17 protein-coding genes are annotated in these 24,677 nt (G+C 69.9%); 14 read left to right on the plus strand and 3 right to left on the minus strand.

Going from position 1 to position 24,677, the window contains the following annotated elements:
• The first annotated feature begins 278 nt into the window (after positions 1–278).
• The 4 genes from ACZ66S_RS14240 to ACZ66S_RS14255 all read left to right on the plus strand — a co-directional run bounded on the left by ACZ66S_RS14240 (position 279) and on the right by ACZ66S_RS14255 (position 6,301).
• Entirely contained in the window at positions 279–2,462 is a 2,184-nt protein-coding gene (locus ACZ66S_RS14240) for a RelA/SpoT family protein (RefSeq protein WP_469901807.1), read from the plus strand.
• A 386-nt stretch (positions 2,463–2,848) separates the two neighbouring features.
• Positions 2,849–4,387: a M1 family metallopeptidase gene (locus tag ACZ66S_RS14245; RefSeq protein WP_469901808.1), complete on the plus strand. Its 1,539-nt coding sequence runs from the start codon at positions 2,849–2,851 to the stop codon at positions 4,385–4,387.
• A 140-nt stretch (positions 4,388–4,527) separates the two neighbouring features.
• Positions 4,528–6,024: a GTPase HflX gene (hflX, locus tag ACZ66S_RS14250; protein WP_469901809.1), complete on the plus strand. Its 1,497-nt coding sequence runs from the start codon at positions 4,528–4,530 to the stop codon at positions 6,022–6,024.
• 127 nt (positions 6,025–6,151) lie between these two features.
• Positions 6,152–6,301: a hypothetical protein gene (locus tag ACZ66S_RS14255; RefSeq protein WP_469901810.1), complete on the plus strand. Its 150-nt coding sequence runs from the start codon at positions 6,152–6,154 to the stop codon at positions 6,299–6,301.
• Between the two features lie 166 nt (positions 6,302–6,467).
• Here the strand turns inward: ACZ66S_RS14255 and ACZ66S_RS14260 are convergent, their stop codons facing one another.
• Positions 6,468–7,697, minus strand: a complete 1,230-nt coding sequence (locus ACZ66S_RS14260) for a trypsin-like serine peptidase (RefSeq protein WP_469901811.1) — start codon at positions 7,695–7,697, stop codon at positions 6,468–6,470.
• A gap of 393 nt (positions 7,698–8,090) precedes the next feature.
• On the opposite strand from ACZ66S_RS14260, the gene ACZ66S_RS14265 reads away from it, so the two are divergent.
• From ACZ66S_RS14265 to ACZ66S_RS14280, 4 genes are all read left to right on the plus strand, one after another.
• Complete coding sequence (locus ACZ66S_RS14265; protein ID WP_469901812.1) at positions 8,091–9,746, plus strand: diaminobutyrate--2-oxoglutarate transaminase family protein; 1,656 nt, start codon at positions 8,091–8,093, stop codon at positions 9,744–9,746.
• Between the two features lie 379 nt (positions 9,747–10,125).
• Positions 10,126–12,144 carry an IucA/IucC family protein gene (locus ACZ66S_RS14270; protein ID WP_469901813.1) on the plus strand — a complete coding sequence of 673 codons (2,019 nt, stop codon included), beginning with the start codon at positions 10,126–10,128 and terminating at the stop codon, positions 12,142–12,144.
• A gap of 39 nt (positions 12,145–12,183) precedes the next feature.
• Complete coding sequence (locus ACZ66S_RS14275; RefSeq protein ID WP_469901814.1) at positions 12,184–13,137, plus strand: GNAT family N-acetyltransferase; 954 nt, start codon at positions 12,184–12,186, stop codon at positions 13,135–13,137.
• Positions 13,138–13,469: 332 nt separating this feature from the next.
• Positions 13,470–15,512, plus strand: coding sequence for an ATP-dependent DNA helicase (locus tag ACZ66S_RS14280; RefSeq protein ID WP_469901815.1), 2,043 nt, complete (start codon positions 13,470–13,472; stop codon positions 15,510–15,512).
• Between the two features lie 150 nt (positions 15,513–15,662).
• Here ACZ66S_RS14280 and lexA read toward each other — a convergent pair whose 3' ends face one another.
• Complete coding sequence (gene lexA, locus ACZ66S_RS14285; RefSeq protein ID WP_469901816.1) at positions 15,663–16,442, minus strand: transcriptional repressor LexA; 780 nt, start codon at positions 16,440–16,442, stop codon at positions 15,663–15,665.
• 563 nt (positions 16,443–17,005) lie between these two features.
• Between lexA and nrdR the strand changes: the two genes are divergently transcribed.
• From nrdR to ACZ66S_RS14300, 3 genes are all read left to right on the plus strand, one after another.
• Entirely contained in the window at positions 17,006–17,584 is a 579-nt protein-coding gene (gene nrdR / locus ACZ66S_RS14290; RefSeq protein WP_469901817.1) for a transcriptional regulator NrdR, read from the plus strand.
• Between the two features lie 162 nt (positions 17,585–17,746).
• Entirely contained in the window at positions 17,747–20,647 is a 2,901-nt protein-coding gene (locus ACZ66S_RS14295; protein ID WP_469901818.1) for a vitamin B12-dependent ribonucleotide reductase, read from the plus strand.
• A gap of 140 nt (positions 20,648–20,787) precedes the next feature.
• A complete protein-coding gene (locus ACZ66S_RS14300) occupies positions 20,788–21,495 on the plus strand; it encodes a DUF6215 domain-containing protein (RefSeq protein ID WP_469901819.1) in 708 nt (235 codons plus the stop codon).
• A 4-nt stretch (positions 21,496–21,499) separates the two neighbouring features.
• On the opposite strand, the gene ACZ66S_RS14305 is transcribed toward ACZ66S_RS14300, so the two are convergent.
• On the minus strand, positions 21,500–22,024 hold the full coding sequence (locus ACZ66S_RS14305) for a TerD family protein (protein ID WP_469901820.1): 525 nt from the start codon (positions 22,022–22,024) through the stop codon (positions 21,500–21,502).
• 148 nt (positions 22,025–22,172) lie between these two features.
• Here ACZ66S_RS14305 and ACZ66S_RS14310 point away from each other — a divergent pair, with 148 nt between their 5' ends.
• The 3 genes from ACZ66S_RS14310 to ACZ66S_RS14320 all read left to right on the plus strand — a co-directional run bounded on the left by ACZ66S_RS14310 (position 22,173) and on the right by ACZ66S_RS14320 (position 24,475).
• Positions 22,173–22,778 carry a YdbC family protein gene (locus ACZ66S_RS14310; RefSeq protein WP_351990707.1) on the plus strand — a complete coding sequence of 202 codons (606 nt, stop codon included), beginning with the start codon at positions 22,173–22,175 and terminating at the stop codon, positions 22,776–22,778.
• Positions 22,779–22,897: 119 nt separating this feature from the next.
• On the plus strand, positions 22,898–23,557 hold the full coding sequence (locus ACZ66S_RS14315) for a histidine phosphatase family protein (RefSeq protein ID WP_469901821.1): 660 nt from the start codon (positions 22,898–22,900) through the stop codon (positions 23,555–23,557).
• Between the two features lie 12 nt (positions 23,558–23,569).
• Positions 23,570–24,475 carry an ADP-ribosylglycohydrolase family protein gene (locus ACZ66S_RS14320; RefSeq protein WP_469901822.1) on the plus strand — a complete coding sequence of 302 codons (906 nt, stop codon included), beginning with the start codon at positions 23,570–23,572 and terminating at the stop codon, positions 24,473–24,475.
• The last annotated feature ends 202 nt before the right edge of the window (positions 24,476–24,677 follow it).

Raw genomic sequence — 24,677 nt, forward strand, 5'->3', positions numbered from 1 at the left:
TCGCAATGATCAGGGCCCCGGAGGCATCGAACCGCAGCCTCCGACCCTTTGTGCGATTCAGAACCGCAGTCCGTCGCAGGACAGGTGGCGCGAAATCGTAAACCTACAAACCTTCGCTCGAATGGGTGATCCGTTTCACGCTCGCCGAGAGGCGGTCAGCCGGGCGTGATGGGCTCGGTAGCATCAAGCACCGGCCCGGACGGGGGACAGATGCCATCCCCTGAGCCGTGTCCGCCATGGGGCACCCCGTCCGCCGGTCCACGCAGCCGGAGGTGCCCATGAGTGCGGAGGCGACGAACCCCGCGACCCCAGGTCCGGTAACAGGCCCGGCCGCCCGCTGGCGGGCGCGCATCGACCTGCGCCGCCTGGGCCGTGCCGCGCTGCTCGGCCCCGCCGCCCGCGACCGGCTGCCCGACGCGATCAGTCACGTCGCCGAGGCCCACCGCGCCCACCACCCCGACGCCGACCTCGAACCCTTGCGCCGCGCCTGGGTGCTGGCCGAGTCCTCGCACCGCGGCCAGATGCGCAAGAGCGGTGAGCCGTACATCACCCACCCGCTCGCCGTGACCCTGATCCTCGCCGAACTCGGCGCCGAGACCACCACCCTCACGGCCTCCCTGCTCCACGACACCGTCGAGGACACCGAGGTGACGCTCGATCAGGTCGGGGAGGAGTTCGGCGCGGAGGTCCGCTTCCTCGTCGACGGCGTCACCAAGCTGGAGAAAGTCGACTACGGCGCCGCCGCCGAGCCCGAGACCTTCCGCAAGATGCTCGTCGCCACCGGCAACGACGTCCGCGTGATGTCGATCAAACTCGCCGACCGGCTGCACAACATGCGCACCCTCGGCGTGATGCGCCCCGAGAAACAGGCCCGCATCGCCAAGGTCACCCGCGACGTCCTCATCCCGCTCGCCGAACGCCTCGGCGTCCAGGCCCTCAAGACCGAACTGGAGGACCTGGTCTTCGCCATCCTCCACCCCGAGGAGTACGAGCACACGCGTGAGCTGATCGTCGACAACGCCTCCCGCGCGGACGACCCCCTCGCCGAGATCGCCGAAGAGGTGCGGGGGGTGCTGCGCGAGGCCGGTATCCAGGCCGAAGTCGTCATCCGGCCACGGCACTTCGTCTCCGTGCACCGGACGGCCCGCAAACGCGGCCGGCTGCGGGGCGCGGACTTCGGCCGGCTGCTGGTCCTGGTCGGCGAGGACGCGGACTGCTACGGCGTCCTGGGTGAACTGCACACCTGTATGACGCCGGTCGTCTCGGAGTTCAAGGACTTCATCGCCGTACCGAAGTTCAACCTGTACCAGTCGCTGCACACCGCCGTGGCCCGCGGCGACGGCCAGGTCGTCGAGGTCCTCATCCGCACCCACCAGATGCACAAGGTCGCCGAGGCCGGTGTGGTGGCGCTCGGCAACCCGTACGTGGGTCCCGCGGAGGAGCCCAGTTCGGCCGACGGCGAGCGGGTGGACCCGACCCGGCCCGGCTGGCTCTCCCGGCTCCTCGACTGGCAGGCCGCCGCGCCCGACGCGGACACCTTCTGGTCCACCCTGCGCGAGGACCTCGCCCAGGACCGCGAGATCACCGTGTTCCGGCCGGACGGCGGCACCCTGGGCCTGCCCGAGGGGGCGACCTGCGTGGACGCCGCGTACGCGCAGTACGGCGAGGACGCGCACGCGTGCCTGGGTGCTCGTGTCAACGGCCGCCTGGCGACCCTGAGCACCGTTCTGAAGGACGGTGACACCGTCCAGCTCCTCATGGGCCAGGACCCGGCCGCCGAGCCCTCCACGGAGTGGCTGGAGCACGCCCACACCCCCGCCGCGCGGATCGCCATCCAACGGTGGATCGCGACCCACCCCGCGCACGAGACACCGGAGCGGAGCGCGACGGTCGGCGTTGCGCCTGAGGCCGCGCGCCCCCTCCGCCCCGCGATCGCGGAGCCGTCGGCCGCCGACACACCCGACAGCGCGGGTCGGAGCAGCGCCGAGCCGCAGACCCCCGACGACCGGGCCGGTGCCGCCGTCGCCCTCGTCGACCAGCCCGACGCGACCGTACGGCTCGCCGGCTGCTGCACGCCCGTACCGCCCGACGAGATCACCGGCTTCGCCGTGCGCGGGGGAGTGGTCACCGTGCACCGCGTCGAGTGCGCCGCGGTGGCCCGTATGAAGGGCACGGGGCGCAGGGAGGTCGGCGTGCGCTGGGGCGACACCGCCGGGTGCCGCGTCACGCTGTTCGCCGAATCGTTCGGCCGCCCGCACCTCCTGGCCGACCTCACCGAGGCGATGGCCGGCGAGGGCGCCGAGATCGTCTCCGCGACCGTCGAACCCCCCAGCCAGCAGCGCGTCCGCCACACCTATACGGTCCAACTCCCGGACGCGGCCCAGCTCCCGGCCCTGATGAGGGCGATGCGCAATGTGGCAGGCGTGTATGACGTCAGCCGGGCGCAGGGGCCTGGGGTGTGAGGGAAGTCCTTGGCCCGCGCTTCAGCAAGGGCCGGCCCAGAGGCTGAGGCTGGGCAGAGCCGCCTGACTATCGACGCCTCAAGGCCCCCGACCAGACGCCTGCCGACGCCTCAAAGAGGGCGCGCGTCCAGGATCGTGCCCGTACCGCATGGGCCGCATCCGCACGACACAGTTGGCACACCGTCCGACCTAGGGAGGCCCGCGCCCGGACACCCTCTGGGCCACACCCCACGGCCCGCGCGCGAAGCGCCCTCGACCGCCCCACGCGCGCGTGCACACCGTCACAGAACCGTCCGCGTCCCCTCGACGTGACCGGAGGACCCCGTTCGAGTGGGCCGGTCGCGCGTCGTCGCCGTGGGGCACGTGCGCGCTGGTAGCGGTGATGCATGCCGCTCACCTCCCGCACGCACGCCGACCCCGCCCACGTCGACCGCCCAGCCCCCGAGGCCCCCGGCCGCCGTACCGGGAGTGCCCGACGGCACAAGGCGGCCGCGCTGCTCGCCTCCGCCGTCTCCGTCTGTCTGCTCGCCGCGAGCGCCCCCGCCACGCCGCTCGGCGTCGGGGACCGCCTCTTCCCGCACCTCGGCAACCCCGGTTACGACGTGGCGTCGTACGACCTCTCCTTCGCCTATTCCGGCAACAACAGCAAGCCGCTCACGGCCGTCACCACGATCGACGCCTGGACGACGGCCGACCTCGACCGCGTCAACCTCGACTTCGCCCACGGCGAGGTCCGGTCGGTGCAGGTCGACGGACGGCCCGCGACCTTCACCGGCGCGGGGGAGGACCTCGTCGTCACCCCCGAGGAACCGCTGCCCGCCGGTAGCTGGATGCGCATCACCGTCCGGCACACGAGCGACCCCGTCTCCGCCGCGGACCGGGACGGCGGCTGGGTGCGCACCGTGGACGGGCTCGCCATGGCCAACCAGGCCGACGCCGCCCACCTGGTGTTCCCCTGCAACGACCACCCCTCCGACAAGGCGCTGTTCACCATCCGGGTCACCGCCCCCGACGGCTACACGGCCGTGGCCAACGGACTGCCCACAGGCGTGGAACGCGTCGGCCCGACGACCACCTGGACGTACCGCACCCAGCACCCCATGGCCACCGAACTCGCACAGGTGTCCATCGGCCGCTCCGCCGTGCTGCACCGGGAAGGACCGCGCGGACTGCCCGTCCGGGACGTCGTGCCCGCGAAGGACCGCGCCCAGCTCGAACCCTGGCTCAAGAAGACCCCGGCCCAGCTCGCGTGGATGGAGCACAGGGTGGGGCCGTACCCCTTCGAGACGTACGGCATCCTCATGGCCGCCGCCGACACCGGCTTCGAGCTGGAGACCCAGACCCTCTCCCTCTTCGAGAAGGACCTGTTCACCGAGCCCGCCTACCCCAAGTGGTACGTCGAGTCGATCATGGTCCATGAGCTCGCCCACCAGTGGTTCGGCGACAGCGTCAGCCCCCGCGCCTGGTCCGACCTGTGGCTCAACGAGGGACACGCCACCTGGTACGAGGCCCTGTACGCCGAGGAGAAGGCGGGCCGCACCCTCGACGCCCGCATGAAGGCCGCCTACGGCGCCTCCGACCGCTGGCGCGCCGCCGGCGGCCCGCCCGCCGCGCCCAAGCCCCCCAAGCCCGGCCAGAAGATCAGCATCTTCCGGCCGAACGTCTACGACGGCGCCGCCCTCGTCCTCTACGCCCTGCGCCAGGAGATCGGCCGCAGTGCCTTCGAGAGCCTGGAACGATCCTGGGTGCAGGAACACCGCGACGGCACGGCGTCGACCGCCGACTTCGTGCACCTCGCCTCCGAGATCTCCGGACGCGACCTCGGCGGTTTCCTCCAGGGCTGGCTCTACGGCGAGAAGACCCCGCCCATGCCCGGCCACCCGGACTGGAAGGCCGTGGCACCCGCCGCGGCACCGGTGAAATAAGGCGATGACGAGACGCCCCGTGCCGTGCGACCATCTTCAGGTCGGCGCGGCACGGGGCGCGGGCGCGGGAATCTCCCGGGACGCTCGTGCGTTGTCATATTTGACCGCCGAATCGGTATCCCCATCGACGTAAGGATCCAATGACCTCCTCTTCATCCCCTTCCCAGGACACGCAGCGCCTCGCGCACACATACGCCGAAGGTCTTCGGGCCGATGCCCTGATGGAAGAGGACGTCGCCTGGAGCCACGAGATCGACGGAGAGCGGGACGGCGACCAGTTCGACCGCTCCGAGCGCGCGGCCCTTCGCCGTGTCGCCGGCCTCTCCACCGAACTCGAGGACGTCACCGAGGTCGAGTACCGCCAGCTCCGTCTGGAGCGGGTCGTCCTCGTCGGCGTCTGGACCACGGGGACCGTGCAGGACGCCGACAACTCCCTCGCGGAGCTCGCCGCCCTCGCGGAGACCGCGGGCGCACTCGTGCTCGACGGCGTCATCCAGCGCCGCGACAAGCCCGACGCGGCCACCTTCATCGGTTCCGGCAAGGCCCTGGAGCTGCGCGACATCGTCGTCGAGTCCGGCGCGGACACCGTCATCTGCGACGGCGAGCTCAGCCCCGGCCAGCTCATCGCCCTCGAGGACGTCGTCAAGGTCAAGGTCATCGACCGTACGGCCCTGATCCTCGACATCTTCGCCCAGCACGCCAAGTCCCGAGAGGGCAAGGCGCAGGTCGCGCTCGCGCAGATGCAGTACATGCTGCCGCGACTGCGAGGCTGGGGTCAGTCGCTGTCCCGTCAGATGGGCGGCGGCAAGGGCGGCGGTCTCGCCACCCGTGGTCCCGGTGAGACCAAGATCGAGACGGACCGGCGCCGGATCCGCGAGAAGATGGCGAAGATGCGCCGGGAGATCGCGGACATGAAGACCGGCCGCGAGATCAAGCGCCAGGAACGCAAGCGCCACAAGGTGCCCTCGGTAGCCATCGCGGGGTACACCAACGCCGGCAAGTCGTCCCTGCTCAACCGCCTCACGGGCGCCGGCGTCCTGGTCGAGAACGCCCTGTTCGCGACCCTGGACCCCACCGTCCGCCGGGCGGAGACCCCGAGCGGCCGGCTGTACACCCTCGCCGACACCGTCGGTTTTGTACGGCACCTGCCGCACCACCTGGTCGAGGCGTTCCGCTCCACCATGGAGGAGGTCGGCGAGTCCGACCTGATCCTGCACGTGGTGGACGGCTCGCACCCGGCCCCGGAGGAGCAGCTCGCCGCGGTACGCGAGGTGATCAGGGACGTCGGTGCCACCGGCGTGCCCGAGATCGTCGTGATCAACAAGGCCGACGCGGCGGACCCGCTGACCCTCCAGCGGCTGATGCGGATGGAGAAGCGCTCCATCGCGGTCTCGGCCCGTACCGGCCAGGGCATCACCGAGCTGCTCGCCCTGATCGACAACGAACTGCCCAGGCCGTCCGTCGAGATCGAGGCGCTCGTGCCGTACACCCACGGCAAGCTCGTCGCCCGCGCCCACGACGAGGGCGAGGTGATCTCCGAGGAGCACACGGCGGAGGGCACCCTGCTCAAGGTGCGGGTCCACGAGGAACTGGCCGCGGAACTCGCCCCGTACGTGCCGGCACCGGTTGTGGCCTGAGTCCCGTAGCACTGCTGGAAGGCCCGCCCCTTGCTACAGGGGGCGGGCCTTCGGCGTGTTCAGTCCGGTCACCGGCGTGCGCGCTCGGCGGCGTGCTGACGGCGGACGGGGTGCTCGCTGGGCGCTGATGGCGGACGGAGCACTTGGCTGGGTGCTGATGGTGGATGGGGCGTTCGGCCGGGTGCTGGCGGCGGACGGGGTGCTCGGCTGGGTGCTGGCGGCGGATGGGGCTGTCGGTCGGGTGCTGGCGGCGGACGGGGTGCTCGCTGGGCGCTGATGGCGGACGGGGTGCTCGCCGGGTGCTGGCGGCGGACGGGGCGGTCGGCTGGGTGCTGATGGTGGATGGGGCGTTCGGCCGGGTGCTGGCGGCGGACGGGGTGCTCGGCTGGGTACTGACGGCGGACGGGGCACTCGGCCGGGTTATGACGGCGAAACGGAAGCCGTCAGTGTCCCGCGAACTTCGCACTGACTCCCTCGTACACGCCCTCCGCCACCTCACCCAGCCGGGGTCCGGCCAGCCAGCCCGCGTTCACCGGGCCGATCGAGGTGTTGGACACCAGCGCCGGTTCGCCGTCCGCACCGGTCGCGACCCAACCGCCGCCGGACGAACCACCGGTCATCGTGCAGCCGATCCGGTACATCGTCGGATTCGAGGCGTTGATCGACAACCGTCCCGGCCTGTCCTCGCACTGGTACAGCGTCTCCCCGTCGAACGGCGCCGCCGCCGGATACCCACTGGCCGTGATGCTCTCCACCTGCCGCACCGCCGGCGCGGCGAAGTCCACCGGCAGCGCCGAACCGACCGTCTCCTCCAACGACTTGCCCGTACCGCCCTCCTCCGGCGTCACATGGATGACCGCGAAGTCGTACGGTGCACCGTCCCCGCCGGTCGGGCCGCCCTGCGCGATCCACTGGTCCGAGGTCCCCGCCCAGTCGGCCCACCAGACGCCGTAGGGAGCGAGCTCCTCCTCGGTCGCACCGGCCAACTCTTCGGCCCTGAGAGCCTGGTCGTTGTACGACGGCACGAACGCGACGTTGCGGTACCAGCCGCCACTCCTGCCCGCGTGCACACAATGCCCCGCCGTCCACACCAAGTTGGACTTGCCGGGAGCGGCCGGGTCCGCCACGACCGTCGCCGAACAGACCATCGTGCCTTCGGGGGAGTCGAAGAACACCTTGCCCGCCTCGGCGACCCTGTCGTGGTACGTAGGCGACACGGCCTTCGCGTCCACCGGTGCCGGCTCCGGATCGGTCACCCCCTGGTCTCCCGAGAGGTCGCTCTCCTGGACACCGCGGTCGGGATCCTCTGCCTCCCGCATCCGCTCCGGGTCCCACAGGCCCTCGATGATGGGGTTGATGTAGTCCTGGGCCTCGCGCAGCCAGTCGTCCCTGTCCCAGTCCTTCCAGGCACCGCCCTTCCATTGGTCGACATCGATCCCGTGCTCCTTGAGCCGGTCCCTGATGTCGTCCGGGATCGTGATCTTGCCGTCCCCCTCGGACGCGGCGGAGGCCGAGGCCTGCGCGTTCGCGTCCGGACCACCCGAGCCGCAGCCCGTGGCGGTCAGCGCGAGCACCGAGGCCAGGGCCAAGGCGGCCAGCACGGGGGAGGTCCTGCGACCCGCACCCCTTCCGCCTTCGTCGCGAGCCCTCAACGACAGCGGTTCGGATCGCATCCTCTGCCTCCCCCTGGTGTGGACGAACCCGGCACCGGAACCGGGCACTTCCCGCCGACGCCCCACGAGTTCGCCTCCCGGCACCGCGCCTTGGAACGCCATCACACACTATGCGCCCGCTATGGGGGACTTCCGACGGAACCGCAACAGTTTCGTCACGTCAAAGATCTTCGGACAACCCGTAACCCGCTGCACAGTCCGGGGTTGGTAGCGGTGGGGGTCGCTGCCGGCGGACGGCTCGGTCCCCCACGCCCCAAACCCCGGCGTTCTCCCGACAGTCGGGGCATCGATGTGCCGGGAAGTCGAGCAAAGGGTCACGGGGCTCCGTATGTCGGGGCGGGCGAGTCCGCGAGGGAACCGCTTGCCCCTGCACAGCGCGACGACGGGAGAACCATGGCCGTGACCGAGACCGCATCCGGAAAGGCCACGGCGGAGCCCACCGCCGACGCGGAACCGTCGCCGGCCCGCTCCACGCACGAGGGGATCCTGCGCCGCCAGGCGGCCCGCGAGTCGGCGGCGCGCACCTACGCCCGCGCCCTCCCGATCGTCCCCGTCCGCGCACGCGGGCTGACCATCGAGGGCGCCGACGGCCGCCGCTACCTCGACTGCCTCTCGGGCGCCGGCACCCTGGCCCTCGGACACAACCACCCCGTTGTCCTGGAGGCCATCCGCAAGGTCCTCGACTCGGACGCCCCCCTCCAGGTCCTCGACCTCGCGACCCCCGTCAAGGACGCCTTCATCACCGAACTGTTCCGCACCCTCCCTCAGGGACTCGCCGACCACGCACGCGTCCAGTTCTGCGGACCGGCCGGCACCGACGCGGTGGAGGCCGCCTTCAAGCTCGTACGCGCCGCCACCGGTCGCGACGGCCTGCTCGCCTTCACCGGCGCCTACCACGGCATGACCACCGGCTCCCTCGAAGCATCCGGTGACTCCTCCGGCGGCCGGGTCGTCCGGCTGCCCTACCCACAGGACTACCGCTGCCCCTTCGGCGTCGGTGGCCCCCGCGGCGCCGAACTCGCCTCTCGCTGGACGCAGTCCGTCCTCGACGACCCCAAATCCGGGGTGCCGCTGCCCGCCGGGATGATCCTCGAACCCGTCCAGGGCGAGGGCGGGGTCCTTCCGGCCCCGGACGAATGGATGCGTCGCATGCGCCGCATCACCGCCGACCGCTCGATCCCGCTCATCGCCGACGAGGTCCAGACAGGGGTCGGCCGCACCGGCGCCTTCTGGGCCGTCGAGCACAGCGGCATCACCCCCGACGTGATGGTCCTCTCCAAGGCCATCGGCGGCAGCCTTCCGCTCGCCGTCATCGTGTACCGCGACGACCTCGACGTCTGGGAACCCGGCGCCCACGCCGGCACCTTCCGCGGCAACCAACTCGCCATGGCCGCGGGCACGGCCACGATGGCCTACGTCCGCGAGAACAACCTCACGGCACGGGCGGCCACGCTGGGGGCGCGGATGCTGGAGCAACTCCAGGCGCTGGCACGGGAGTTCCCGGTGATCGGTGAGGTGCGGGGGCGGGGGCTGATGATCGGGGTGGAGATGGTGGAGGCGGGGGGTGCGGAGGACGCGCCGCATGTTGAGCAGGGCCGGGGGCTCCTTGGTTCGGGTGGCCCTGCCGGGGCCAGTGGGCTCGGTGGACTGAGCGGGCTCGGCGGCCTTGGTGGCCTTGGTGGGGCTGATGAGGCAGGTGCAGCCCTTGAGTTCGATGAGATCGGCGATCTCGCGGCGGGCACGCTCGGGCCGGGTAGGACTGGCGCTTCGGCGGTGCCTGGATTCATCCCCAGCCCTCGCCCAGCTTCTCCGGACCTTGCCGCCGCCGTCCAACGGGAGTGCCTCCGACGCGGCCTGATCGTCGAACTCGGCGGTCGTCACGCGAGCGTCGTCCGCCTGCTCCCGCCCCTGACGATCACCGACGAACAGGCGAACGCCGTCCTCGACCGCCTCGCCGCGGCTGTGGCAACGGTGGCCCGCAGCCACAGCCGCGGCGAGGGGAGGCAGCGGGAGCACCGAGGTTGGGACCGGGGCGCGGGGGCGGGATAGCCGACCGCAGTCCCGCCTGCCACCGGAGTCACCTCTCCTCCCGAAGTCGGCGTGACTGCCACACCCGGGGCCGGGGTCGGAGATGTGGTCCGGGTGGGCGGCCGAGATCGCGACTGAGTTGGAGCCGCCTTTCTGGAGACAGTCGAGCCCGGTACCGGAGTCGGGGCCAGGCCAGAAGCCAGATGTCGCCCCGGCCCCCCGCAGCCGTGACCACCACCCCTCGCATCCGAAGGACTGCAGTCCTCCAGCAGGTCCCGCAAGGAACCTCCTGACCATCCCCGACAGAACAACGTCGACCCGCCCCCCGCGAGACAGCAGCAACTGAGCCAGAACCCCAAGGCACAACCCCAAAGCAGAACCACCCCGAGGAACACCGAACTTGAACACCACCCCCACCCCCCACAACTCCACCCCCGCGCACCCGCGCAGCAACTCCGACACGTTCCCCTCCCCGCAACGCCCCTCCCGTCCCGCCCACACCCCGTCCCAGGGCGGGCCGCCGGAACGAGAACTTCTGCGCGGTGACACCACCGACCCCCTGAACCACTCCGACCCGCACACCGCAGCCGAAGCCGCGGCCGTGGAGAATCTGCTCCGCTGCTGGGTCCGCGAGACCGACCTGCCCGCCCCCGCCGACGGCATCCTCCGCATCCCCCTCCCCGCCAGTGGCACGTCTCTCCTCACCCCCGTCCACTACTGGTCCCCGACCGGATGGCACCGCTTCGGCCACCCTCGCCTCGCCGACGCCCCCGACCAGGCCCCGCCGGCCGACGCGGTCACCGTCGCCGCACTGCTCACCCGCGAGTCGCTGGGAACAGAGACCCCCGCCTCCGTAGGCGGTGCCGAACTCGTGGCCCGCGTCGCCGACTCCGTTCGCCGCACCGCCACCTTCGTCAGCGAACGCCGCAAGGACCCCGACGACAGCCCCGACCTCTTCCTCAGCGCCGAACAGGCACTCGTCCTCGGCCACCCTCTGCACCCGGCCCCGAAGAGCCGCGAAGGTCTCTCCGAAGCCGAAGCAGCCCTGTACTCACCCGAATTGCGCGGCTCCTTCCGCCTGCACTGGCTGGCTGTCGACCCCTCCCTCCTCGCCACCGACTCGGCCTGGACCGAGCGCGGCCGTCCCGTCGCCGCCGCTCAACTCACCCAGCGACTCGCCCACCCCGACCTCTCACTGCCCGACGGACACACGGCCCTGCCACTGCACCCCTGGCAACTCCGCGAGGTCCGGCACCGCCCCGAGTCCGCCGCACTCTTCGACAACGGACTGCTCCAGGACCTGGGCGTCCACGGCTCCCCCTGGCATCCCACCTCCTCCGTACGCACTGTCCACCGCTCCGGCACCCCCGCCATGCTCAAGCTCTCCCTGGGCCTGCGCATCACCAACTCCCGCCGCGAGAACCTCCGCAAGGAACTCCACCGCGGTGTCGAGGTGCACCGGCTCCTTCGCAGCGGTCTGTCCAAGGAGTGGCAGGCGGCGCATCCGGCGTTCGACATCGTCCGCGACCCGGCCTGGCTCGCCGTCGACGGACCTGACGGCACTCCCGTCCCCGGGATCGACGTAGTGATCCGGCACAACCCGTTCACCCCTTCCCATGACGTCACCTGCATCGCCGGGCTCGTCTCACCACGCCCTGTCGCCCGAGCCGGCGCCACGGAGGGCGGTCCGGTCAGGAGTCGTCCGGGCAGCGGTCGTCCGGGCAGTGGTCGTCCGGACTGGGACCGTGCGGACAATGGCCGCTCGGACACGGCACGTTGGGAGACGGACCGGCCAGCCTGGCGATCCCGACTGGCCGAGATCGTCACCCGCCTCGCCGCCCGCACCGGCCGTCCGCGAGGCGCGGTCGCCGCCGAGTGGTTCCTGCGCTATCTGGAACACGTCGTCCGTCCCGTGCTGTGGCTCGACGGTGAGGCGGGGATCGCTCTGGAGGCACACCAGCAGAACACCTTGGTCCTGCTGGACGGCGACGGCTGGCCCGCCGGCGGCCGCTACCGCGACAACCAGGGCTACTACTTCCGTGAGTCCCGCCGGGCTGAACTCGACGCCCGGCTGCCCGGCATCGGCACACACAGCGACACCTTCGTCTCCGACGAGGTCACAGACGAGCGTTTCGCCTACTACCTCGCGATCAACAACGTCCTCGGCCTCATCGGTGCCTTCGGGTCCCAGCACCTGGCCGACGAGCGGCTGCTGCTCGCCGCCTTCCGCCGCTTCCTCGGCGACGCCGCCTCCGGCCCCTCCCCACTGCGCACCTCTCTTCCCGGTCACCTGCTCGACTCGCCCGTCCTGCGCTGCAAGGCCAACCTGCTCACCCGTGTGCACGGTCTGGACGAACTTGTCGGCCCGGTCGACACCCAGTCCGTCTACGTCACCATCGCCAACCCCCTTCACTCCTGAGGAACATGACCCGCCCCGCCTTCTGAGAGGAGCGCCCCCGTGTCTCCCACTGACGCGACCGCCGACGCCGTTTCCACCCCCGTGCCCGACGTCGGCGACGGAACCTGCCCCGCTCCGGGCGAGGAAGACACCGCCCGGGGCGACCACGGGGACACGGGGGACGGCAGCACCGACCAGCGCGCTGACCGGAGCACCGACCACGAGGACACACTGGAACTGCGTCTGCCCGACGAACTCATCGCGCTCATCGAGACCGGCGGCTCAGACGGGGACGCGGACGCAGATGCCGGCACCGACTCGGGCACAGGTGACGCCGACTCTGACACCGGAACCGACCACCGGTACGGGTACGGATACGGATACGGGCACCAGAGCCGACACAACGGCACCACACCCCCCGCATCACCCCCCACGAACAGCTACGACCTGGTGGACGGAGTCGCCGAGTGGGGGGCGATCAACACCCCCGCGGGCGTGTTCCACCTCGTCCCCGTACGCGTCGAGCGCGACCTTCCCCTCGTCTGCCGTTGGATGAACGACCCAGCCGTGGCCGCGTTCTGGGAGCTGGCCGGGCCCCAGAACGTGACGGAGGAGCACCTGCGGTCCCAACTGGACGCCGACGGACGCAGCGTTCCCTGCCTGGGCGTGCTGGACGGCACCCCGATGAGCTACTGGGAGATCTACCGCGCAGACCTGGATCCGCTGGCCCGCCACTATCCGGCGAGACCGCACGACACCGGTATCCATCTCCTCGTCGGTACGGTCTCCGACCGGGGGCGCGGTCTCGGCAGCACTCTGCTCAGAGCCGTAGCCGATCTCGTACTCGACAAGCGACTTGCCTGTGCCCGCGTCGTCGCGGAACCCGACCTTCGGAACATTCCGTCCGTCACCGCCTTTCTGGGCGCAGGCTTCCGCTTCTCTGCCGAGGTGGACCTGCCCGCCAAGCGGGCGGCCCTCATGATCCGAGACCGGTCCCTGCGCGATTTGATGTAGCAACGCGTCATCGTGCAATCACTTTTGGTACACCGCTCGTGCCGAGTCGGTTCCCACCCGCAGCGAAACTTTTTCCTCAGCCGGTCCCGACCCATCCTCGGCGGACCTGACCCGGTCAAAGTCGACTCGATCTGAGCCGGCGCGAACCGATCCGAACCGATGCCAGCAGATTCGAACCGATGCGAGTCGATCCCGACCTCCGCCGTCCCCTCTCCGAGGAGGTCCGTCCTGATCCCGCCCCTCGTCCCAGCATCTCTTCACACCCCACTCCGCACCCCTCTCCCCGCTTTGATCACCCCTTTGTCAGTGCTGAGCCGTAGGGTGGTCGCGCTATGACGAAGCCCTCACTCCCCGAACTCCTGCATGCTGCCGTCACTGCCGTCGGCGGTACGGAGCGCCCCGGCCAGGTGACCATGGCCGAATCCGTCGCGGATGCGATCGACGACGGTTCCCACCTGCTGGTGCAGGCCGGCACCGGTACCGGAAAGTCGCTCGGCTACCTCGTGCCCGCGCTCGCACACGGGGAGCGGGTCGTCGTCGCGACGGCCACCCTGGCCCTGCAGAGACAGCTCGTCGAGCGCGACCTGCCGCGCACCGTCGACGCGCTGCACCCGCTGCTGCGTCGTCGCCCGGAGTTCGCGATGCTCAAGGGCCGGTCGAACTATCTGTGTCTGCACCGCCTCCACGAAGGCGTTCCGCAGGACGAGGAGGAGGGCCTCTTCGACCAGTTCGAGGCCGCCGCGCCCACCAGCAAGCTGGGCCAGGACCTGATTCGGCTTCGGGACTGGTCGCAGGACACCGAGACCGGTGACCGCGACGACCTCACGCCGGGTGTCTCGGACCGCGCCTGGGCGCAGATCTCCGTGTCCTCCCGCGAGTGCCTGGGAGCGACCAAGTGCGCCTACGGCGCCGAGTGCTTCGCCGAGATGGCCCGCGAGCGCGCCAAGCTCGCCGAGGTCGTCGTCACCAACCACGCGCTGCTCGCGATCGACGCCATCGAAGGCGCCCCCGTCCTGCCCCAGCACGAGGTGCTGATCGTCGACGAGGCGCACGAGCTGGTCTCCCGGGTCACCGGTGTCGCCACCGGCGAGCTCACCCCGGGCCAGGTCAACCGTGCGGTGCGCCGCGCCGCCAAGCTGGTCAACGAAAAGGCGGCCGACCAGCTCCAGACCGCTGCCGAGGGCTTCGAGCGGCTGATGGAGCTCGCGCTGCCCGGCCGGCTGGAGGAGATCCCGGAGGACCTCGGCTATGCCCTCATGGCCCTGCGGGACGCCGCCCGTACAGTCATCTCCGCGATCGGCGCGACACGCGACAAGTCGGTCCAGGACGAGGACGCGGTCCGCAAGCAGGCGCTGGCCTCCGTGGAGTCGGTGCACGACGTGGCGGAGCGGATCACCAACGGTTCGGAGTGGGACGTCGTCTGGTACGAGCGCCACGACCGCTTCGGAGCCTCCCTGCGGGTGGCCCCCATGTCGGTGTCAGGCCTGCTGAGGGAGAAGCTGTTCGCGGACCGCTCCGTGGTCCTGACGTCGGCGACCCTGAAGCTGGGTGGCGACTTCAACGGCGTAGGGGCGTCCCTGGGGCTCGCTCCGGAAGGGACCGAGGGCGAGGACCTGCCGAAGTGGAAGGGCCTCGACGTCGGTTCGCCGTTCGACTACCCCAGGCAGGGCATCCTCTACGTCGCCAAGCATCTCTCGCGCCCCGCGCGGGACGGCGACCGGGTGGACATGCTCGACGAGCTCACGGAGCTCATCCAGGCGGCCGGTGGCCGCACCCTGGGGCTCTTCTCGTCCATGAGGGCCGCACAACTCGCCGCCGAGGAACTGCGCTCCCGAATTCCGGAGTACCCCATCCTCCTCCAGGGCGAGGAGACCCTCGGCGAACTGATCAAGAACTTCGCGGCCGACCCCAAGACCTGTCTCTTCGGCACGCTGTCACTGTGGCAGGGCGTCGATGTGCCCGGCCCCAGTTGCCAGCTCGTCGTGATGGACAAGATCCCGTTCCCGCGCCCCGACGACCCCTTGATGAGCGCCCGCCAGAAAGCGGTGGAGGAGGCGGGCGGCAACGGCTTCATGGCCGTCGCGGCCACGCACGCCGCCCTGCTCATGGCCCAGGGCGCCGGCCGCCTCGTACGCGCGTCGGGAGACCGTGGCGTGGTCGCCGTACTGGATCAGCGGCTGGCGACAGCGCGCTACGGCAGCTATCTGAAGGCGTCACTGCCTGACTTCTGGTACACCACGGACCGTAACCAGGTGCGGAAGTCGCTGGCTGCGATCGATGCCGCGGCGAAGGTCACGGAAGCGGCTGAGGTCGCCGAGGAAGCGGAGAAGGCCCAGGCGGAGCTTGCCGCCGAAGCCGAGAAGGCCCAGGCGTAGCGCGGGTGAACGCCTGTGGGCCTGACCCGTGTCGGGTCAGGCCCACAGGAGATGCGCGGCGGCCCGTCACGGCGCCGGACAGCGCAGGGCCCCGGAACCGGCGCAGGGGTTCCGGGGCCCGGTCTTGATCGGCGAGGCCTTCCGCGGTGCTCAGACGCGCCGCAGAACCGCGACCACCTTGCCGAGGATCGTCGCGTCGTCGCCCGGGATCGGCTCGTACGCGGAGTTGTGGGGGAGCAGCCAGACATGGCCGTCCTCGCGCTTGAAGCGCTTCACGGTGGCCTCGCCGTCGAGCATCGCGGCCACGATGTCGCCGTTCTCGGCGACGGGCTGGCGGCGGACGGTGACCCAGTCGCCGTCGCAGATCGCGGCCTCGATCATCGAGTCGCCGACGACCTTCAGCACGAAGAGCTCACCGTCACCGACGAGCTGCCGGGGGAGAGGGAAGACGTCCTCGACGGACTCCTCGGCGAGGATCGGGCCACCGGCGGCGATCCGTCCCACCAGCGGGACGTACGACGCGGCGGGCTTGCCCGCGGTGTCCGTGGGCTGCACCGAGGCGCCCTGGTCCGAGCCGCGCACCTCGTACGCGCGCGGGCGGTGCGGGTCGCGGCGCAGGAAGCCCTTGCGCTCCAGTGCCATGAGCTGGTGTGCGACGGACGAGGTGCTGGACAGGCCCACCGCCTGGCCGATCTCCCGCATGGACGGCGGGTAGCCGCGCCGCTGGACGGAGTCCCTGATGACCTCGATCACCCGGCGCTGCCTGTCCGTGAGTCCCGAGCTGTCGGCCCGGATGCCTGGCGGTCGGCCCGGCAGGGAGCGCTTGTGCCCCTCGGGATTCGCGGCTTCGTTCATCGCATGCACCGGCTCGAGTCGGCCCTGGGTACGGTCCTGGGCAGTGATGGTGGCACTGTCTGCGGTCGTGGTCACGTCGGCCCCTCTCGATGGTCTCCCTGCTGGACAACGGTAGTTGCTTTCGAAAGGTTGCGCCAAACACACGTTCGAGTGAAAAATCGCGAAGCGCCTGACGCGATCATGTGTCTGGGTGTATGGCTAACGCGCCGCCTGCCGAACAAAAGGGCCCATTGCTGTACTCTTCACCGCCGGATGGCGACCTCGCCGGTTGTTGCCCCAGTCTGCCACCCGGTGCCCCGCGGGCCCGGTACCGGCTCCCATCTGTGCGGGAATCCCACGTCCCCTCCTTGTGGCGCCCACGGTATCTCCGCATGCGTCGCAGGGATACGGCTGTGCGTCGTGTTAGCCCGGCGCCGGGACCGGCCCTATGGCACATGCCAATACGGGCGCGACACGGGGTGTACGGCGTGTATGCCGTGCCAATCCCTACATGTAGTGCTTGGATTGCTACAGCAGCCCAGAAGTTGTGGTCCCCCGGGTCTCCACGCCCGCAGCGATCGCCTATGCTTGGGGCTGCTTCGAGGGGCCCATGGGGCTCAGCGAGGCTATTGAGTCTGCTGTGAGGAGGTTGGGAGTTCATGCACTGCCCCTTCTGCAGGCACCCCGACAGCCGCGTCGTCGACAGTCGTACGACCGACGACGGCACGTCGATTCGCAGGCGCCGCCAGTGCCCGGACTGCTCCCGTCGTTTCACGACCGTGGAGACGTGCTCGCTGATGGTGGTCAAGCGGTCCGGGGTCACCGAGCCTTTCAGTCGTACCAAGGTCATCAACGGTGTGCGCAAGGCGTGCCAGGGACGGCCTGTCACCGAGGACGCGCTCGCCCAGCTCGGCCAACGGGTCGAGGAGGCGGTGCGGGCCACCGGAAGCGCCGAGCTGACCACCCATGACGTGGGGCTGGCCATACTCGGCCCGTTGCAGGAGCTCGATCTCGTCGCATATCTGCGATTCGCCTCCGTCTACCGGGCGTTCGACTCGCTCGAGGACTTCGAGGCGGCGATCGCGGAACTGAGGGAAGACACGGGACCCCCCGCCGCGGACGACGAGGACCGCGGAGCGGCTGAGGGCGGCGACGAGGCCGCCGCGGGGAGCCAAGAAGACGAGCGCGGGCCCGGAGGGACTGCTCAAGTCCCCGAGCCCGCCCGCGCCGCCGACTGATCGGCGGGCCGGACCGGGCCAGCACCCCGGGCCGGCCGGACGGCGGCGAACCAGGATCTGTTGCGGGCGGTAGTGAGTGGGTGCCCGCAATACCAGACAGAACACCGTGCCACGGGAACAACGGGGCACTTCAGGGCGTTTACGCCCGTACAGGGAGGCGGCATGACAGAGACGGCGAGCGGTCCGGCACGGAGTTCCCGCGCCAAGGGCACCAAGGCGACTGCGAACAAGGGCCTGCGCATCGAGCGCATCCACACCACCCCCGGCGTGCATCCGTACGACGAGGTGGAATGGGCGCTTCGTGACGTCGTCATGACCAACTGGCGCGACGGCTCGGTCAACTTCGAGCAGCGTGGCGTCGAGTTCCCCGACTTCTGGTCGGTGAACGCGGTCAACATCGTCACCAGCAAGTACTTCCGCGGTGCCGTCGGCACCCCTCAGCGCGAGGTGAGCCTCAGGCAGCTCATCGACCGCATCGTGAAGACCTACCGGAAGGCCGGCGAGGACTACAAGTACTTCGCCTCGCCCGCCGACGCGGAGATCTTCGAGCACGAGCTGGCGTACGCCCTCCTGCACCAGATCTTCAGCTTCAACAGCCCTGTGTGGTTCAACGTCGGCACGCCCCAGCCGCAGCAGGTCTCCGCCTGCTTCATCCTGTCCGTCGACGACTCCATGGAGTCGATTCTCGACTGGTACAAGGAAGAGGGCATGATCTTCAAGGGCGGCTCCGGTGCCGGCCTTAACCTCTCGCGCATCCGCTCCTCCAAGGAACTGCTGTCCTCGGGCGGCAACGCCTCGGGTCCGGTCTCCTTCATGCGCGGTGCCGACGCCTCCGCAGGGACGATCAAGTCGGGTGGCGCCACGCGTCGCGCCGCCAAGATGGTCATCCTCGACGTCGACCACCCCGACATCGAGGACTTCATCGAGACCAAGGTGAAGGAAGAGGAGAAGATCCGCGCCCTGCGCGACGCGGGCTTCGACATGGATCTGGGCGGCGACGACATCACGTCCGTCCAGTACCAGAACGCCAACAACTCGGTCCGCGTGAACGACACGTTCATGAAGGCCGTCGAGCAGGGCGGCAAGTTCGGACTGACGTCCCGCATGACCGGCGAGGTCATCGAGGAGGTCGACGCCAAGGCGCTGTTCCGCAAGATGGCAGAGGCCGCCTGGGCCTGTGCCGACCCGGGCATCCAGTACGACGACACCATCAACCACTGGCACACCTGCCCGGAGTCCGGCCGTATCAACGGCTCGAACCCCTGCAGCGAGTACATGCACCTGGACAACACGTCCTGCAACCTCGCCTCGCTGAACCTGATGAAGTTCCTGAAGGACGACGGCAAGGGCAAGCAGTCCTTCGAGGTCGAGCGCTTCGCGAAGGTCGTCGAGCTCGTCATCACCGCGATGGACATCTCCATCTGCTTCGCTGACTTCCCGACCCAGAAGATCGGCGAGAACACGCGCGCGTTCCGCCAGCTCGGCATCGGCTACGCCAACCTCGGCGCCCTGCTGATGGCGACCGGCCACGCCTACGACTCCGACGGCGGCCGTGCCCTCGCCGGCTCCATCACCTCCCTGATGACCGGCACGTCGTACAAGCGTTCCGCCGAACTCGCCGCGGTCGTCGGCCCGTACGACGGCTACGCCCGCAACGCCCAGCCGCACCTGCGGGTCATGAAGCAGCACTCCGACGAGAACACCAAGGCCGTCCGTATGGACGACCTGGACACGCCGATCTGGGCCGCCGCCACGGAGGCCTGGCAGGACGTGCTGCGCCTCGGCGAGAAGAACGGTTTCCGTAACGCCCAGGCGTCCGTCATCGCCCCGACCGGCACCATCGGTCTCGCGATGTCCTGCGACACCACCGGTCTTGAGCCCGACCTCGCGCTGGTCAAGTTCAAGAAGCTGGTCGGCGGCGGCTCGATGCAGATCGTCAACGGCACGGTCCCGCAGGCCCTGCGCCGCCTGGGCTACCAGGAGGAGCAGATCGAGGCGATCGTCGCCCACATCGCCGAGCACGGCAATGTGATCGACGCCCCCGGCCTCAAGCACGAGCACTACGAGGTGTTCGACTGCGCGATGGGCGAGCGTTCCATCTCCGCGATGGGTCACGTCCGCATGATGGCCGCGATCCAGCCGTGGATCTCGGGTGCGCTCTCCAAGACGGTCAACCTGCCGGAGTCGGCGACCGTCGAGGACGTCGAAGAGGTCTACTTCGAGGCCTGGAAGATGGGCGTCAAGGCGCTCGCCATCTACCGCGACAACTGCAAGGTCGGCCAGCCCCTCTCCGCGAAGACCAAGGAGAAGGAGAAGACCGAGGTCACGGAGAAGGCCGAGGCGACCATCCGCGAGGCGGTCGAGAAGGTCATCGAGTACCGTCCGGTCCGCAAGCGCCTCCCCAAGGGCCGTCCCGGCATCACCACGTCCTTCACGGTCGGCGGCGCCGAGGGCTACATGACCGCCAACTCCTACCCGGACGACGGTCTCGGCGAGGTCTTCCTGAAGATGTCCAAGCAGGGCTCCACCCTCGCGGGCATGATGGACGCGTTCTCCATCGCGGTCTCCGTCGGCCTCCAGTACGGCGTGCCGCTGGAGACGTACGTCTCGAAGTTCACCAACATGCGCTTCGAGCCGGCCGGCATGACGGACGACCCGGACGTGCGGATGGCGCAGTCGATCGTCGACTACATCTTCCGCCGCCTGGCGCTCGACTTCCTGCCCTTCGAGACCCGCTCCGCGCTCGGCATCCACTCCGCCGAGGAGCGTCAGCGCCACCTCGAGACCGGCTCCTACGAGCCGACCGAGGAGGAGGTCGACGTCGAGGGTCTGGCCCAGTCGGCGCCGCGGACCCAGGAGCTGAAGGCGGTCGCCACGCCGAAGGCCGAGGTCGAGGCGGCCAAGCCCGCCCCGCAGCAGGCTCACACCAGCGCCGAGCTGGTGGAGATGCAACTGGGCATCCAGGCCGACGCCCCGCTCTGCTTCTCCTGCGGTACGAAGATGCAGCGGGCCGGTTCCTGCTACATCTGCGAGGGCTGCGGTTCGACCAGCGGCTGTAGCTGATCTGAGTTAGCCACCAGGGCGGTGCGGTCGGACCTCGACCGCACCGCCTTCGGCTTTTCCGTTTCTCCACCGGAAGATCACACGTTAGGCTCCCCCAGCGCACGACCGGCGCGAACGGCAGGGTGGGGGACACGGGGAACATGGCAGAGCAGCAGGCCGCCGATGTGGCGCAGGGCGTGAGACAGTCCGAGAAGGCGCCGAACGAGTGGGGACAGGCCCTGGCGGCGCTGGTGTTGGTCGGAGGGCTCGCCGCTCTTCTGTTGTCAGGGACCTTTCAGCAGAAGTCCAGTGACCCGGAGCCGGCCGAGTGCCACACGTCGGACGACGCCCGGCCGTCGAAGCCCGTCTCAGGCGTGCAGTTGTGCATGGCGCTGAACCGGGCGGACCTGCCCACTCTGCTGGGCACGCCGACCGAGTACGCGATGAACGCCAGCGGCAACGAGAGCGTGGGCGACTGGGCCGACGGCACCAAGACCGTCACACCTGAGGCGGAGGTCCAGCTCTCCACCTACTCCGTGAAGCTCTCGACGTCCGACGACGACGTCCCCGTGGTCGAGATGGCCGGCTTCCTGGGGAGTTCGGCGGAGAAGAGGACGGTGGGCGGGCACCCGGCGGTCCTCTACTCGGACCGGACCATCGCCCTCAAGTTCAACCTCGGTGGCGGCAAGGTCGACACCGGCCCCGGCGGCATCGCCCGCAGCCTGCTGGTCGCCAAGGACACCGAGGACGGCGGCGGCTACTACGCGGTCTCCATATGGCGTCAGGACGACGTCCTGCCCGACGACCTCGCGCTGTTCCGCGTCGCCGAGACGGTGTTGCCGACGGTCCCGGGCCGGACCGCCGGCTGACGCGTCACGCCCGGCCCATGCTCCGGGTGAACGTCGCGGGGTCCTCCTCGAAACCGCTGATCCCCGGGTGGAAGTCCCAGGTGCCGTCTTCCTGGCGCACGAACTCCGCGACCTTCGCGGCCGTGGCGCCGAGGACGCCGCCGAAGTCGTCCTCGGCCAGGACCGTGTAGCCCTCGCGTATGCGCAGGCCCGGATTGATCACGCCGACGAAGGTGCGGTGCGCGGAGCGCTGCTGGATGACGGTGCCGACGACCACGCGCGTGTACCGGGCGTCCAGCCGGTCGAGTTCGAGGGTCATGACCTCGTCCCAGCCGAAGCCCTTGCCGTCCTTGCTGTCCCGGTTGAGATAGATCGTGCCGTCGGGTGAACGGCTGTCGAAGTGCACCACATAGGCCGGATCACCGTGCGGATCGCTCGCCACGTAGGTCGCGGCGACGATGTCCAGGTCGGTGGCCGGCTGACCCGCTGGACTCGGATCCCACTTGAGCGAGACCTCGACCTTGCGGATCCCCTTGTTGATGCCGCTCACCAGATTTCCCCTTCCCCCAGCGCCCAGGGCCCGAACTGCCGGTCAGGCAAGACCGGTTGTCCATCCTGCCACGCGCGTCCGACACTCGTGGGTCGCCTCTGCCGCCGAGCGTGACCGGCGCCACGCCCCGTGGCCTTACCATGGCGCGGTGCTGGTCAAGTGGATTCGCTGCACCGTGGTGGACCGCCGCGGGTTCGAGCGGGGGCAGCGAAAGTGGGCGGGGCTTCTGGGAGAGCCGGGGTTTCGGGGACAGGGCGGAGGCTGGAGCCGGGGGCGGCAGGGTGTGGCGCACATCTTCTCCTTCTGGGAGAGCCGTTCCTTCTACGACTCCTTCATGGCGCGTTCCCACGACCGGCTCGCGGCGGCCCAGTCAGGCACGTTCAAGGACATCCAGGTCAAGCTGTTCGACTACCGCTTCGACGTGAAGACGGGCTTCGAGCCCCGCTTCACCGACGCCGATCTGGTGCGGTTCGCCCACTGCCGCGTCCATGAGGAGCGCGCGGAGCACTTCACCCTGATGCAGGAGAAGGTCTGGAACCCGGCGATGGCCGGTTCGCCCGGCATGATCCGGGGCCTGTTCGGCGAGGCCCCGGGCAACGAGTTCCTGGTGCTCTCGATGTGGCGGTCGGCCGCCGAGCACGGCAAGTACCGCACCGAACGCGTGGAGCGGCTCGCCCTGCGGGCCCAGACCGAGGCCGACGTCGCCGCCCTCACGGGTGACATCCTGGACCTCGAACCGGCCTGGACAGTTTGAAATTCCGACTCACCAGAAGTGCGCCTGCGGGTGGACGATGGTGCGGGAAATGTGTGACCTACGCCGTATGGAGCCCGTACGACTGCTCGATACGCCCTCTCCCGATCTAGGGTCTTGGCATGGCACGACCACGGCGAATCGTCCTTGTCCGGCACGGGGAGTCAACGGGCAATGTTGATGACACCGTGTACGAACGCGAGCCCGACCACGCCCTCGCCCTGACGGAACGGGGCTGGCAGCAGGCGGAGGAGACCGGGAAACGGCTGCGGGAGGTGCTGGGCCGCGAACGCGTCAGCGTGTACGTCTCCCCCTACCGCCGTACACACGAGACCCTCCGCGCCTTCCACCTGGACCCCGAGCTCATACGCGTACGCGAGGAGCCCCGGCTGCGGGAGCAGGACTGGGGGAACTGGCAGGACCGTGACGACGTACGCCTCCAGAAGGCGTACCGCGACGCCTACGGGCACTTCTTCTACCGCTTCGCCCAGGGCGAGTCCGGGGCCGACGTGTACGACCGCGTCGGCGGCTTCCTGGAGAGCCTGTTCCGCAGCTTCGAGGCGCCCGACCATCCGCCGAACGTGCTGATCGTGACGCACGGCCTGGCCATGCGGCTGTTCTGCATGCGCTGGTTCCACTGGACGGTCGCCGAGTTCGAGTCGCTGTCGAATCCGGGGAACGCCGAGATGCGGATGCTCGTTCTCGGGGACGACGGCAAATACGCACTTGACCGGCCCTTCAATCGCTGGCGGGAGCCGGAGCCGTACGGCATCACCGATTAGAGTGGTAGACCGATGACCGCTGACTCCGCACCCCAGGAACCCCTGCACCGCGCCCTGGCCAGTCTGCGTGGCCTGGCCGTGGGAGACGCGCTGGGTTCGCAGTTCTTCGTGCCCGTGAACTACCCCCTGCTGAAGAACCGCGAGCTGCCTCCCGGCCACTGGCAGTGGACGGACGACACCGAGATGGCCTGCTCGGTCGTGGCCGTGCTGGCCGCACACCACCGCATCGACCAGGACGCCCTGGCCCGGTCCTTCGCCGACCACCATGACTTCGACCGGGGTTACGGGCCCGCCGTCAACCGACTCCTGCGCCTGGTCCGCGAGGGCGGTGACTGGCGTGAGCTCGCCGCGGCCCTCTTCAACGGGCAGGGGTCCTGGGGCAACGGCGCCGCCATGCGTATCGCACCGCTCGGAGCCTTCTACGCCGACGATCCGGAGCAGGCGACCCACCAGGCCGAGATCTCGGCTTACCCCACGCATCAGCACCGGGAGGCCGTCGTCGGTGCCATGGCCGTCGCCGCTGCCGCTGCGCTGGCCGCCGGCCCCGGCGGACCGCCGAGCCCCGCCGCCTTGCTGGACGGTGTCATCGCACTCGTCCCGAAGAGTGCGGTCGGTGCGGGGCTGCGGCGGGCCCGCGACATGCTGGACTACGGCGACGCCACCACCGTGGCGGCCGTGCTGGGCTGCGGGCGCCGTACGACGGCCCACGACACCGTGCCGTTCGCCCTCTGGTCGGCCGCCCGGTCCCTGGGCGACTACGAGGAGGCGTTCTGGACGACCGCCCAGGTCGGCGGCGACGTGGACACGACCTGCGCCATCGTGGGCGGTGTGATCGCCGGGGGCAAGGCGGGGACGCCGCCGACCGACTGGGTGCGGCGGACCGAGGCGTTTCCGGAGTGGTTGCAGGTGTCGGAGTAGCAGCCCGTCCTGCCCTGCACCGACCGACCCCGATCACGTCGTCGAAACTCTCCGTGCATGTCGGGAACTCTGCGTAATCGGCCGCTCGTTGTCATGACAGTCGCTGTGCGACGAACGGGTCGGTACGCAGTAAGGCACACGAGAGGGGCGGGGTGTGGTGATGGGGTGGTCGGCGCTGTTCCCTCTGCTGCACATGGTCCTT

The sequence above is a fragment of the Streptomyces sp. NPDC107471 genome (assembly GCF_055582845.1).

Excerpts from the sequence above, each read along its gene's own strand:
- ACZ66S_RS14240 (WP_469901807.1), top strand. The coding sequence starts at position 279 with ATGAGTGCGGAGGCGACGAACCCCGCGACCCCAGGTCCGGTAACAGGC.
- ACZ66S_RS14245 (WP_469901808.1), top strand. The coding sequence starts at position 2,849 with ATGCCGCTCACCTCCCGCACGCACGCCGACCCCGCCCACGTCGACCGC.
- hflX (WP_469901809.1), top strand. The coding sequence starts at position 4,528 with ATGACCTCCTCTTCATCCCCTTCCCAGGACACGCAGCGCCTCGCGCAC.
- ACZ66S_RS14255 (WP_469901810.1), top strand. The coding sequence starts at position 6,152 with ATGGCGGACGGAGCACTTGGCTGGGTGCTGATGGTGGATGGGGCGTTC.
- ACZ66S_RS14260 (WP_469901811.1), bottom strand. The coding sequence starts at position 7,697 with ATGCGATCCGAACCGCTGTCGTTGAGGGCTCGCGACGAAGGCGGAAGG.
- ACZ66S_RS14265 (WP_469901812.1), top strand. The coding sequence starts at position 8,091 with ATGGCCGTGACCGAGACCGCATCCGGAAAGGCCACGGCGGAGCCCACC.
- ACZ66S_RS14280 (WP_469901815.1), top strand. The coding sequence starts at position 13,470 with ATGACGAAGCCCTCACTCCCCGAACTCCTGCATGCTGCCGTCACTGCC.
- nrdR (WP_469901817.1), top strand. The coding sequence starts at position 17,006 with ATGCACTGCCCCTTCTGCAGGCACCCCGACAGCCGCGTCGTCGACAGT.
- ACZ66S_RS14295 (WP_469901818.1), top strand. The coding sequence starts at position 17,747 with ATGACAGAGACGGCGAGCGGTCCGGCACGGAGTTCCCGCGCCAAGGGC.
- ACZ66S_RS14300 (WP_469901819.1), top strand. The coding sequence starts at position 20,788 with ATGGCAGAGCAGCAGGCCGCCGATGTGGCGCAGGGCGTGAGACAGTCC.
- ACZ66S_RS14315 (WP_469901821.1), top strand. The coding sequence starts at position 22,898 with ATGGCACGACCACGGCGAATCGTCCTTGTCCGGCACGGGGAGTCAACG.
- ACZ66S_RS14320 (WP_469901822.1), top strand. The coding sequence starts at position 23,570 with ATGACCGCTGACTCCGCACCCCAGGAACCCCTGCACCGCGCCCTGGCC.